Raw genomic sequence first — 12,520 nt, 5'->3', positions numbered from 1 at the left:
CCGGAGAGGTTGATTAGACATGGCTGAGGTACTGGTCGTCGTCGAGGCCGGCGTCAAGAAGGTCACGCTCGAGATGCTGACCATCGCCCGCGGGCTGGGCTCGGTGTCCGCCGTGGTGTTCGGCGACGCCGACACCGCCAAGCTCGCCGAGTACGGCGCGGAGAAGATCTACACCGCCTCCGGCGAGGACGTGCTGAACCACGGCGCCGCGCCCAAGGCCACCGCGGTGGCCGAGCTGGTCCGCAGCGTGCAGCCGGCCGCCGTGCTGCTCGGCTCCACCCAGGAGGGCAAGGAGATCGCCGGCCGGCTGGCGGTCAAGCTGGAGAACGGGCTGCTCACCGACGCGGTCGAGCTGGCCGCCGACGGCACCGCCACCCAGGTGGTCTTCGCCGGTTCCACGATCGTCAAGTCCCAGGTGACCAAGGGCCTGCCGATCGTCACCATCCGCCCGAACTCGACCACCCCGGTCGCCGCGCCGGCCACCCCGGCCACCGAGGCGCTGACCGTGTCGGTGACCGACAAGGACAAGCTGGCCACCGTCGTCGAGCGGGTCGCCGAGCAGAAGGGCTCGCGCCCCGAGCTCACCGAGGCCGGCATCGTCGTCTCCGGTGGCCGCGGCGTCGGCAACGCGGACAACTTCAAGCTGGTCGAGGAGCTCGCCGACCTGCTCGGCGGCGCGGTCGGCGCGTCCCGCGCGGCGGTCGACTCCGGCTACTACCCGCACCAGTTCCAGGTCGGGCAGACCGGCAAGACGGTGTCCCCGCAGCTCTACGTGGCGCTGGGCATCTCCGGCGCGATCCAGCACCGGGCCGGCATGCAGACCTCGAAGACGATCGTCGCGGTCAACAAGGACCCGGAGGCGCCGATCTTCGAGCTCGCCGACTTCGGCGTGGTCGGCGACCTCTTCAAGGTCGTCCCGCAGGCCGCCGACGAGATCCGCAAGCGCAAGTAAGGCAGTTTCTGGTCACGGCCCGGCGGTCCTCCGCCGGGCCGTTTCCGTCTTTCGGTACGCGCGGGGCCGCGCGCGGGTTCTCGGTGACCACCCGCGGACAATGAAGGGTGCGGCGATCGCTCTGGACGCGCCAGCGGCCAGATCGCCGTGCCCGGCCCGCGCGGGAGCGTGCGATCCGTACTCAAGCGGACGCGCGTATATGTATATGAGGATTGTGACGTTGATGGTGGCCCACCGACCAGCGCGGATGCTTGCTTCGAGTAACACCTTCTAGAGTGGGAAAAATGGCCTACCTCGATCACGCGGCGACCACGCCGATGCTCTCCGCCGCGCTGGACGCCTACGCGGCCGCGGCCCGGGAGATCGGCAATCCCTCGTCCCTGCACGCGGCCGGGCGGGGCGCCCGCCGGATGGTGGAGGAGTCGCGGGAGCGGATCGCCGCGGTGATCGGCGCCCGGCCCTCGGAGGTGATCTTCACGGGCGGCGGCACCGAGGCCGACAACCTGGCCACCAAGGGGGTCTACTGGGCCCGGCGGGACGCCGACAAGGGGCGGCGCCGGGTGGTGGCCTCGGCCGTCGAGCACCACGCGGTGCTGGACGCGGTCGACTGGCTCGGCCGGCACGAGGACGCCGAGGTGAGCTACCTGCCGGTGGACGGCGCCGGCCGGGTCGACCCGGCGGACCTCGCCGAGCTGGTCCAGGCGCACGGCGAGGAGATCGCCGTGGTCAGCGTGCAGTGGGCGAACAACGAGGTGGGCACGGTGCAGCCGGTCCCCGAGCTGGCGGCCGTCGCGGCGGGCGCGGGCATCCCGTTCCACACCGACGCGGTCCAGGCGGTCGGCCAGGTGCCGGTCGACTTCGCCGCGAGCGGGGTGGCGGCGCTCACCCTGACCGGGCACAAGCTGGGCGGGCCGGTCGGCGTCGGCGCGCTGGTGCTGGGCCGCGACGTGGCCTGCACCCCGCTGCTGCACGGCGGCGGGCAGGAGCGCGACGTCCGGTCCGGCACGCTGGACACCCCGGGCGTGGTGGCGTTCGCGGTCGCCGTCGAGACCACCGTGCGGGCCCGGCTGGACTACGCGGACCGGGTCGCCGCCCTGCGCGACGAGCTGGTCCGCCGGGTGCTCGCGGCGATCCCGGACGCGATCTACAACGGTGATCCGGACCACCGGCTGCCCGGCAACGCGCACTTCTCCTTCCCCGGCTGCGAGGGCGACGCGCTGCTGCTGCTCCTGGACGCCCAGGGGATCTACTGCTCGACCGGTTCGGCCTGCTCCGCCGGGGTGGCGCAGCCCAGCCACGTGCTGCTCGCGATGGGCGCGGACGACGCCCGGGCCCGGTCGTCGCTGCGCTTCTCGCTCGGCCACGACAGCACCGAGGCGGACCTGGACGCGTTGCTCGGCGCGCTCCCCGGGGCGGTCGAGCGCGCCCGCCGGGCCGGGGCCTGGAAGAGTCCCAGATAGGCTTGCGGCATGCGAGTTCTTGCGGCCATGTCCGGCGGTGTCGATTCCGCGGTCGCCGCTGCCCGGGCCAAGGAGGCCGGGCACGACGTCACCGGTGTGCACCTGGCGCTGGCGCGTAACCCACAGACCTACCGCACCGGCGCGCGCGGCTGCTGCACGCTGGAGGACTCGCGGGACGCGCGGCGGGCGGCCGACGTGATCGGCATCCCGTTCTACGTGTGGGACATGGCCGACGAGTTCCACGAGAGCGTGGTCGACGACTTCGTCGAGGAGTACGCGGCCGGCCGGACGCCCAACCCGTGCCTGCGCTGCAACGAGAAGATCAAGTTCGCTGCGGTGCTGGACCGGGCGGTGGCCCTCGGGTTCGACGCGGTGGTCACCGGGCACCACGCCCGGCTGGGCGCCGACGGCCTGCTGCGCCGCAGCGTCGACCTGGCCAAGGACCAGTCCTACGTGCTGGCCGTGCTGACCCGCGAGCAGCTGGACCGCGCGATGTTCCCGCTCGGCGACTGGACCAAGGAGCGGGTGCGGGCCGAGGCGGCCGCCCGCGGGCTGGCCGTCGCCGACAAGCCGGACTCGCACGACATCTGCTTCATCGCCGACGGCGACACCCGGGGATTCCTGGAGCGGCGGCTCGGATCCGCGCCCGGCGACATCGTCGACGGGCGCAGCGGCGAGAAACTCGGCACCCACAACGGGGCGTACGGGTTCACCATCGGGCAGCGGAAGGGCCTCGACCTGCGTGTCCCGGCCGCCGACGGCCGTCCGCGCTATGTGCTGTCGATCACTCCCGTGACCAATACGGTGACCGTGGGGCCCCGTGAGGATCTTGAGGTGGACACCGTGACGGCGTCTCGGCCGATCTGGCATGAGGTTTCCGGAGATGTCCGTTGTGAGGTGCAGCTTCGGGCGCATGGCGAGGTGGTCCCGGCCACGGTGTCGATCGTCGGCTCCTCGCTGACCGCGATCTTGGAAACTCCGGCGCGTGGCGTCGCGCCGGGGCAGGCCATCGTCGCCTACCGGCCCGACCCGGACGGCGACGTCGTGCTCGGCTCGGCCACCATCACCGCCGGCACCCGGGCGTCGGCACATGCCTGACTTCCCCTGGCCGGCCGGGGCGGCCACCGGCATCGGCTCGCTGCCCGGCACCGACATCGCCGAGGCCCAGCGGATCGTCCTGGGCGAGCTGCCCGACCTGCCGCACCTGCCGGAGCTGCCGGAGCGCGGGCCGGGAGCCGACCTGATCGGCCGCGGCGCCGGGTTCCTGGTCGAGCTGCCGGTCCAGCTCTACGCCGGCCGCTGGCAGATCGCCGGGCGGCCCGGCAAGGACCTGCGGCGGACCGCCGACCTGCTGGAACGTGACCTGGACCAGCTCACCGAGCAGGGCGACGGCTTCACCGGCACCGTCAAGGTCCAGGCGGCCGGGCCGTGGACCCTGGCGGCCTCGGTCGACCTGCCGATCGGCGGCCGGATGCTGCGTGACCCGGGCGCGGTCCGGGATCTCACCGACTCGCTCGCCGAGGGGCTGCGCCGGCACGTCGCCGAGGTGCGCAAGCGGCTGCCCGGCGCCACCGTGCTGCTCCAGCTGGACGAGCCGTCGCTACCCGCGGTGCTGGCCGGGCACGTGCCGACGGAGAGCGGCCTCAGTGCGTACAAGGCGGTGGACGGCCCGGACGCGGCGACCCGGCTGCGGACCGTGGTGGAGGCGGCCGGCGCCCCGGTGCTGGTGCACTGCTGCGCGCCGGACCTGCCGCTGCAGGTGATCCGCGACGCGCAGGCGGCCGCGGCGGCCTTCGACCTCTCGCTGATCAAGGATCTGGACCCGGTCGGCGAGGCGATCGAGGCCGGCCTGGGGCTGTTCGTCGGCGCCGCGCCGACCCGGCCGGTGGCCGGCCAGCGGCCGGAGTCCAAGCAGATCGCCGAGCGGGTGCAGCGGCTCTGGCAGCGCCTCGGCTTCCCGGCCGCGCGGCTGCCCGGGCAGGTGGTGATCACCCCGGCCTGCGGGCTCGCCGGGGCCACCCCGGGTTACGTGCGGGCGCTGCTCAAGGCGTGTCACGAGGCGGGGCGCCGGATCACCGAGGTGTGATTCCCGGTTTTGTCGGTGGGGGCGACTACCGTGCTCGTAGGTTCGTACGACACGGAGGTTCCGGTGACTTCACCCAGCGCAGAGGCCAGCGCCCGGCACGCCGAGCTCGCCGACGAGATCCGTGATCATCAGTATCGTTATTACGTTCTCGACGCGCCGATCATCTCGGACGGCCAGTTCGACACCCTGCTGCGTGAGCTGGAGGCGCTGGAGACCGAGTTCCCGGCGCTGCGCACGCCCGACTCGCCGACCCAGACCGTCGGCGGCACCTTCTCCAGCGACTTCGCCTCGGTGCAGCACCTCGAGCGGATGATGTCGCTGGACAACGTGTTCAATTTCGACGAGCTGACCAGCTGGTCCGAGCGGACCGTCCGCGACGCCGGCGGTCCGGTGCAGTTCCTTTGCGAGCTCAAGGTCGACGGCCTGGCGATCAACCTCACCTATGAGAAAGGCAGGCTGGTCCGCGCCGCCACTCGCGGCGACGGCCGCACCGGCGACGACGTGACGCCCAACGTGCGCACCATCCGGGAGATCCCGGAGCGGCTGGCCGGCGACGACGTGCCCGACCTGCTCGAGGTGCGCGGCGAGATCTACTTCCCGGGTGAGGCGTTCGCCGACCTCAACGCGTCGCTGGTGGAGCAGGGCAAGGCGCCGTTCGCCAACCCGCGCAACGCCGCGGCCGGCAGCCTCCGGCAGAAGGATCCGCGGATCACCGCGTCCCGCGGGCTGCGGATGGTGGTGCACGGGATCGGCGCGCGGGAGGGGTTCAGCCCGGCGTCCCAGTCGCACGCCTATGAGGCGCTGAAAGGCTGGGGCCTGCCCACCAGCACCCGGTGGAAGCTGGTCGACGACATGGCCGGGGTCCGCGAGTTCATCGAGTTCTACGGCAAGAACCGCCATTCCGTCGAGCACGAGATCGACGGCGTGGTGGTCAAGGTCGACTCGGTGGCGATCCAGGGCCGGCTCGGCTCCACCAGCCGGGCGCCGCGCTGGGCGATCGCGTTCAAGTACCCGCCCGAGGAGGTCACCACCAAGCTCCTCGACATCGCGGTGAACGTCGGCCGCACCGGGCGGGTCACGCCGTTCGCGGTGCTCGAGCCGGTCCAGGTGGCCGGGTCCACGGTCGCCCAGGCCACCCTGCACAACGCGCAGGAGGTGGCCCGCAAGGGCGTGCTGATCGGCGACACCGTGGTGCTGCGCAAGGCCGGCGACGTGATCCCGGAGGTCCTCGGGCCGGTGGTCGACCTGCGGCCGGACGACGCCCGGGCGTTCGTGATGCCGACCGAGTGCCCGGCCTGCGGCACGCCGCTGGCCCCGGCCAAGGAGGGCGACGTCGACATCCGCTGCCCCAACGCCGAGTCCTGCCCCGGCCAGCTGCGCGAGCGGCTGGCCACCCTCGGCAGCCGGAAAGTGCTGGACATCGAGGTGCTCGGGGAGAAAGCCGCGTGGGCGCTGCTCGACTCCGGCGTGCTGAAGAACGAGGGCGACCTGTTCTCCCTGACCGAGGAGGACCTGCTCCGCGTCCCGTTCTTCGTCAACCAGGACGGCAAGCTGGGCAGCAACGCGGGCAAGATGCTGCAGAGCCTGCAGGAGGCGAAATCCCGCCCGTTCGCCCGGGTGCTGATCGCCCTCTCGATCCGGCACGTCGGGCCGACCGCGGCGGAGGCGCTCGCCCTGGAGTACGGGTCGATGACCGCCCTGGAGGAGGTGCTCGCCCGCACCGCCGCGGAGCCGGAGGTGGTCGCGGCGAGCGCCGAGGCCGCGGCGCTCGCCGCGTCGTCCGCAGCCGGTTCCTCCGACGCCGCCTCATCCTCGGAGGCCGCCGCTGTCGCGTCGGACCCGGAGGGCGCGGCTGTCGCGTCGGACCCGGGTGACGGCGCTTCGGAGGCGGCGGTCGAGCAGGCCAAGCGCCGGGCGAAAGCGATCGATCCGCTGGCCGCGGTGGACGGGGTCGGGCCGATCATCGCGGACAGCCTGCGGGAGTGGTTCACCGTGCCGTGGCACCGGGAGATCATCCGCAAGTGGCGGGAGGCCGGCGTGCGGATGGCCGACGAGCGGGCGGAGAGCGGACCGCGCCCGCTGGAGGGGCTGACCGTGGTGGTCACCGGGACGCTGGCCGGCTTCACCCGGGACCAGGCGGCCGAGGCGGTCACCTCCCGCGGCGGCAAGGTGAGCGGCTCGGTGTCGAAGAAGACCGGCTTCGTGGTGGTCGGCGACAACCCGGGCAGCAAATACGACAAGGCGATCGGCCTCAAGGTCCCGGTCCTCGACGAGGCCGCCTTCGCCGTCCTGCTCACCGAGGGCCCGGAGGCGGCTCGCGCGGTCGCGGAGGTGGCGCCCGAGGGCTGAGGCGTCCGGCTCGCCGTGGGGCCTGCCACTCGACGCGGCGGCGTTGCGCTCCGCGGGTATGGCCGGGGCGGCGAGTGGGTGACCGATCCCTCCAATGGGTGAATTGGGGGGTTGGTTGCTTATGCGAAATTAATAACGGGTAAGCGTTTCGCGGCATTCGCACCATGTGGATCTATGGTGTAGGCGATCGGTGATCGAGGCCAGTCGTGGAGGTCGCATGGATGCCGTTCGCCCGCGTACGGCTGCCTCCGGGCCCCGGCGACGGCGCGCGCTGATCGTCACCGCGTGCCTGGCCGTCGGGATCGACCTGGTGCTCTGGGCGGCTGCCCCGGGGACGTTCCGGGCGCTGCCCCCGGCGTACTGGATGATGGCCGCCCTGGCCGTGGTCGCCGACGCCCGGCCGCATCCGCTGCCCGGGCGGCGGGCCAGCCGGGTCGTCCTGCCGTCCATCTGCTTCACCTTCGCCATCACGCTGGCCTGGGGCTTGCTGCCGGCGCTGGCGGTGCAGCTGGTGGCCGTCACGGTCGCCGGGGTGCGGCTGCGCCACCCGGTGCCGCGCTCGATCCACCTGGCCGTCCAGCACGCCGCCGGGCTGGGCGCGGCCGCGCTGGTGGCCGGCCTGGCCGCCGGCCCGATCGACGTCCGCCCGGATCTCGGCGACGCCGCGCTGACCTGCGCCGCGGCGGCCGCCTGGATCGCCGGCCGGTACGCCGTGGCGGCCGTCGTCGGGTGGTGGGCGTCCGAGCGCCGTACCCGGCATCGGCGGCGCGCCCACGCCGACCTGCTGGCCACCGCGGCGCTGTTGCTGCTCGCCCCGGTCCTGCTGGTCGCGGCCCGGGTCAGCCCGGCCCTGCTGCCGCTGGCCCTGCTCGCCCTGCACGCCGTGCACCGGATGGTCCGCTGGGCCGGCGAGTCGGAGCGGGCCACCCGGGTCGATCCGCTCACCGGCCTGCCGAACCGGCGCGCCCTGCAGTCCACGATGTCCGAACGCGGTGCGGACCGGCAGCGCGCGCTGCTCCTGCTCGACCTGGACCGGTTCCGCACCGTCAACGACGCGCTCGGCCACGGCGCCGGCGACCGGCTGCTGGCCCGGGTCGCCGACCGGCTGACCGCCGCGGTGCCCCGGCACGACCTGCTGGTCCGGCTGGGCGGCGACGAGTTCGCGGTGCTCGCCACCCGGGTCGAGGGAGCCGCCTCGGCCCGCCGGATCGCCGAGCACCTGTCCGAGGCGCTGAGCCGCCCGTTCCCGCTGGACGGCACCCCGGTCGAGCTGACCGCGTCGATCGGGATCGCGCTGCAGTCCGGCCGCCGCGACGGCGGCACCCTGCTGCGCGAGGCGGAGTCCGCGATGTACGAGGCGAAACAGCGGGGCGACCAGGTCGCGGTGCACGGCCCGGACGCCCCGCACGCCTCGCCGGACCGGCTGGCGCTGCTCGCCGACCTGCGCGCCGCGTTGCGCCGCGACCCGCCCGGCGACGGGATAGTGCTCTACTACCAGCCGCAGATCGCCATCGCGACCGGCGAGGTGGTCGGCGTGGAGGCGCTGCTGCGCTGGCGGCACCCGCGGCGCGGGCTGGTCGGGCCGGAGGAGCTGATCCGGGTGGCCGAGCCCACGCCGGTGATGCGCCTGCTGACCGCCCGGGTGCTCGACGAGGTGGTGGCGCAGCTGGCGCGGTGGCGTACCGAAGGAAGGCCCCTGCGGGCAGCGGTCAATGTGTCGGCCCGCGATCTGCACGCCGGCGATGTCGCCGATCGGGTCGGCCGGTTGCTGCGCGACCACGAGGTGCCGGCCGACCTGCTCCAGCTGGAGATCACCGAGAGCGCGCTGATGGCCGACCCGCACCGGGTGCTGGACACGATCACCCGGCTGGACCGGATGGGGGTGGCGATCTCGCTGGACGACTTCGGCACCGGGTACTCGTCGCTGCAGCACCTGCGCCGCCTGCCGCTCGCCGAGGTGAAGATCGACCGCTCGTTCGTGCTGGGCATGGCCGACGACCGGGGCGACGCCGCGATCGTCCGCTCGGTGATCGGCCTGGCCGAGTCGCTCGGCCTGCGCGCGGTGGCCGAGGGCGTCGAGGACGAGCTCACCTGGCGGCTGCTCGCGGCGGCCGGCTGCCACGCGGCGCAGGGCTGGTTCCACGCCCGGCCGATGCCCGCCGCCGAGCTGGCGGAGTGGCTTTCCCGCTATCGGCCGGTGCGGCCCGGGGTTCTTCGCGGCCCGTGGACCCCGGCGAAATAGACTCGGTGACTGCACACACGGAGTCGATGAAAAGAATGAGGGGGCAGGATGGCCGCCATCTCCCGCGAAGAGGTAGCGCACCTGGCGCGCCTGTCGCGGCTCGCCGTGACCGAAGAGGAGCTCGACCGATTCGCGGGGCAGCTCGACGTGATCCTGCAGTCGGTCGCCCGGGTCGGTGAGGTGGCCGCGGAGGACATTCCGCCGACCTCGCACTCGGTCCCGCTGACCAACGTGTACCGCGACGACGTTCCCCAGCCGAGCCTCACGCAGGACGCCGCCCTCTCCGGGGCGCCGGACGCTTACGAGGGCCGGTTCCGGGTGCCGCGCATCCTGGACGAGGAGGACTGATCGTGAGCGACCTGACCCGGAAGACCGCGGTCGAGCTGCGCGGGCTGCTCGACGCGAAGGAGGTCTCCGCCGTCGAGGTGGCGACCGCTCACCTGGACCGCATCGAGGCCGTCGAGTCCCGCGTCCACGCGTTCCTGCACGTCGACCGCGAGGGCGCGCTGGCCGCCGCCGCCCGCGTCGACAAGGGCGAGGTCACCGGCCCGCTGGCCGGCGTGCCGATCGCGGTCAAGGACGTGGTGACCACCAAGGGCGTCCCGACCACCGCCGCGTCGAAGATCCTGGAGGGCTGGAAACCGCCCTACGACGCGACCATCGTCGAGCGCCTCAAGGCCGCCGGCATGCCGATCCTCGGCAAGACCAACATGGACGAGTTCGCGATGGGCTCGTCCACCGAGTACTCGGCGTACGGCCCGACCAACAACCCGTGGGACCTGGGCCGGATCCCGGGTGGTTCGGGTGGCGGGTCGGCCGCGGCTCTCGCCGCCTACGAGGCGCCGCTGGCCATCGGTACGGACACCGGCGGCTCGATCCGTCAGCCGGGCGCCGTCACCGGCACCGTCGGCGCGAAACCGACCTACGGCGGCACCTCGCGGTACGGGCTGATCGCCTTCTCGTCGTCGCTGGACACCCCCGGCCCGTGCGGGCGCACGGTCGAGGACACCGCCCTGCTGCACGCGGTGATCGCCGGCCACGACCCGCGCGACTCCACGTCGATCGCCCAGCCGGTGCCGGATGTGGTCGCCGCCGCCCGCCGCGGCCTGCAGGGCGACCTGACCGGCGTGAAGCTCGGCATCGTCAAGGAGTTCGCCGGCGACGGCTCCGAGCCGGGCGTCGTCGCGGCCTTCAAGGAGTCGCTGGAGGCGCTGGTCAAGCTGGGCGCCGAGATCGTCGAGGTGTCCTGCCCGCACTTCCAGTACGCGCTGCCGGCCTACTACCTGATCGCCCCCAGCGAGTGCTCGTCCAACCTGGCCCGCTTCGACGGCGTGCGGTACGGCCTGCGCTCCGGCGACGACGGCAAGCACTCGCTCGAGGAGGTCATGTCGCTGACCCGCGAGGCCGGTTTCGGTCCCGAGGTCAAGCGCCGGATCATCATCGGGACGTACGCGCTGTCCAGCGGCTACTACGACGCGTACTACGGGCAGGCGCAGAAGGTCCGTACGCTGATCACCCGCGACTTCGAGGCCGCCTTCGCGAAGGTGGACGTGCTGGTCTCGCCGACCACGCCGTTCGTCGCCTTCCCGTTCGGCTCGCGGACCAGCGACCCGTACCAGATGTACCTGGCCGACCTGTTCACCATCCCGACGAACCTGTACGGCGGCCCGGCCATCTCGGTCCCGTGCGGTCTCTCCGAGGGCCTCCCGGTCGGCTTCCAGATCATGGCCCCGACCATGGCCGACGACCGGATGTACCGGGTCGCCGGCGCCCTGGAGTCAGCCATCGGCACGCTGACCCCGCCGGCGCTCTGATCGGTGGCGGAGGCCGGTGCCGCTCGGCGCCGGCCTCCGCGAACCGCTACTTCGGGGTCTTCGGGGAGTCCAGCCAGGCGTTGATCAGCTGGCTGAAATCCTTGCCGGTGTTCGTCTTCACGAAGGCGATGAAGGACGCCCGGTCCTGGTTGGTGCCCTGGTGCTCGGCCACCCACGCCCGCATCAGGGCGAAGAACTTCGCGTCGCCCAGGGCGTCGTTCAGCTCCTTGAGCATCGCGGCGCCGCACAGGTAGACGTTGCTCTCGGCGAAGTTGGCGGCTTTCGGCTTGCCGGGCGGGCCGACCGTCTTGCGCAGCTCGGCGTCCCGCTGGCGGAGGAAGACCTCCAACTGGGCATCGCTGAACTTCTGGACCTTCTGCTCCCAGAGGAACTGCATGTACTGCGCGAAGCCCTCGTTGAGCCACAGGTCGGTCCAGGTGCTCGGGGTGACCGCGTCGCCGAACCACTGGTGGGCGTACTCGTGGACCAGGGTCTCCTCGAAGAAGGCCGGATCCCACTTCAGCGACCGGCCCATGCTCAGCATCTGCTGGGTCTCCATCGCCGAGATCGAGCCGTTCATCAGCGCGCCGGCCGTCTCGAACGGGTACGTGCCGAGCTTCTGCTCCAGCCAGGTGAGGATCTCCGGCGACTTCTTCAGCGACGGCACCAGCTTGGCGTCGGTCTTCGGCAGCACCCAGTAGGTCAGCGGCAACCCGTGCGGGCCGGTCTGGGTGATCTTCTGGTACTTGTCCACGGCCAGCGTGGTCAGGTAGGCGGCGACCGGGACCGCCGAGGTGTAGCGGTACGTGTTGCCCTCGACCGGGCCGGGGGTGCCGCTCGCCGCCGCGGCCCAGCCGGCCGGGACGGTCACCGCGATGTCGTAGAGCGCCTTGTCGGAGACCAGCTCGTTGGCCGGGTACCAGGTCATCGCGCCCCACGGCTCCTGCATGGTCCACAGGCCGCCGTTCTTGGCCGGGCGCAGGCCGACGCCCTCCTTGGCGTCGCCGCGGTGCGACGGGTAGCTGACCTGCTTGGGTGTGCCGTGGTAGTCGACCACCAGGGTGACCGGCTGGTCGGCGATCAGGGTGGCCGGCACGGTGAGTTTCTGCCCGGCCAGTGTGCCGGTGGCCGGCGCACCGTCCACGGTGACCTTGTCGACGGTCAGGTTCGCGAAGTCCAGGCTGATCTCGGTGGCCGCGGCGACCGGGCGCAGGCGGATCGTGGCGGTGCCGGTGAGCAGCTTCTTCGGGGGCTGCCAGTCGAGTTCGAGGTCGTACCCCAAAATGTCGATCTTGGAATTGCCGTGCTCCGGGTAGAGCTTGTCGGCGACCGGGGTGGAGCGGCCGGCCTGCCATGCGGAGTAGTCGTCGGCGGGAGCGGCGGACGGCGCCGACGACGGTGCGACTGTCGGCGTGGGTTTCGCGGGGTTATCCGTGCAAGCTGCGCACAGGACCGTCGCGGCCAGCGCCACGACGGCGGGAAAGCGATGCATGGCCCGACGCTATCGTGAGGATCATTCGCCGTGGGGGCGTGCGGAAACCCGCCGACGAAGCGTCATACCGGGCGACTAGGCTAGGTCTTCGAATACCCGATGCCGCAGTGAGCCGGAGCCGAACC

At 72.5% G+C, this 12,520-nt stretch carries 9 protein-coding genes; 8 read left to right on the top strand and 1 reads right to left on the bottom strand.

The genetic code is table 11. From position 1 onward, the window contains the following. Positions 1 to 19 precede the first annotated feature (19 nt). The 8 genes from BJY16_RS02880 to gatA all read left to right on the top strand — a co-directional run bounded on the left by BJY16_RS02880 (position 20) and on the right by gatA (position 10,903). Positions 20 to 952 (top strand): electron transfer flavoprotein subunit alpha/FixB family protein, encoded by a 933-nt coding sequence (locus BJY16_RS02880; protein WP_185037573.1) that lies wholly within the window; start codon positions 20 to 22, stop codon positions 950 to 952. A 284-nt stretch (positions 953 to 1,236) separates the two neighbouring features. Continuing rightward, positions 1,237 to 2,412: a cysteine desulfurase family protein gene (locus tag BJY16_RS02875; RefSeq protein ID WP_185037572.1), complete on the top strand. Its 1,176-nt coding sequence runs from the start codon at positions 1,237 to 1,239 to the stop codon at positions 2,410 to 2,412. Positions 2,413 to 2,421: 9 nt separating this feature from the next. Beyond that, positions 2,422 to 3,510: a tRNA 2-thiouridine(34) synthase MnmA gene (mnmA, locus tag BJY16_RS02870; RefSeq protein WP_185037571.1), complete on the top strand. Its 1,089-nt coding sequence runs from the start codon at positions 2,422 to 2,424 to the stop codon at positions 3,508 to 3,510. After that, the gene (locus BJY16_RS02865; RefSeq protein WP_185037570.1) at positions 3,503 to 4,498 is read left to right on the top strand and encodes a methionine synthase; all 996 of its coding nucleotides are present in this window, start codon (positions 3,503 to 3,505) and stop codon (positions 4,496 to 4,498) included. The genes mnmA and BJY16_RS02865 overlap by 8 nt, the downstream gene beginning before the upstream one ends. Before the next feature lie 15 nt (positions 4,499 to 4,513). After that, on the top strand, positions 4,514 to 6,847 hold the full coding sequence (gene ligA / locus BJY16_RS02860) for an NAD-dependent DNA ligase LigA (RefSeq protein WP_373873491.1): 2,334 nt from the start codon (positions 4,514 to 4,516) through the stop codon (positions 6,845 to 6,847). Positions 6,848 to 7,064: 217 nt separating this feature from the next. Further along, positions 7,065 to 9,089: a putative bifunctional diguanylate cyclase/phosphodiesterase gene (locus tag BJY16_RS02855; protein WP_185037568.1), complete on the top strand. Its 2,025-nt coding sequence runs from the start codon at positions 7,065 to 7,067 to the stop codon at positions 9,087 to 9,089. 48 nt (positions 9,090 to 9,137) lie between these two features. Continuing rightward, positions 9,138 to 9,437: an Asp-tRNA(Asn)/Glu-tRNA(Gln) amidotransferase subunit GatC gene (gatC, locus tag BJY16_RS02850; protein ID WP_185037567.1), complete on the top strand. Its 300-nt coding sequence runs from the start codon at positions 9,138 to 9,140 to the stop codon at positions 9,435 to 9,437. Between the two features lie 2 nt (positions 9,438 to 9,439). Beyond that, the gene (gatA, locus tag BJY16_RS02845) at positions 9,440 to 10,903 is read left to right on the top strand and encodes an Asp-tRNA(Asn)/Glu-tRNA(Gln) amidotransferase subunit GatA (RefSeq protein ID WP_185037566.1); all 1,464 of its coding nucleotides are present in this window, start codon (positions 9,440 to 9,442) and stop codon (positions 10,901 to 10,903) included. Between the two features lie 46 nt (positions 10,904 to 10,949). On the opposite strand, the gene BJY16_RS02840 is transcribed toward gatA, so the two are convergent. Next, positions 10,950 to 12,395 (bottom strand): M1 family metallopeptidase, encoded by a 1,446-nt coding sequence (locus tag BJY16_RS02840; protein WP_185037565.1) that lies wholly within the window; start codon positions 12,393 to 12,395, stop codon positions 10,950 to 10,952. Between the last annotated feature and the right edge of the window lie 125 nt (positions 12,396 to 12,520).

Source organism: Actinoplanes octamycinicus, assembly GCF_014205225.1.
Classification (GTDB): Bacteria; Actinomycetota; Actinomycetes; order Mycobacteriales; family Micromonosporaceae; genus Actinoplanes; species Actinoplanes octamycinicus.
This window is presented reverse-complemented; position numbering and strand designations above follow the sequence as displayed.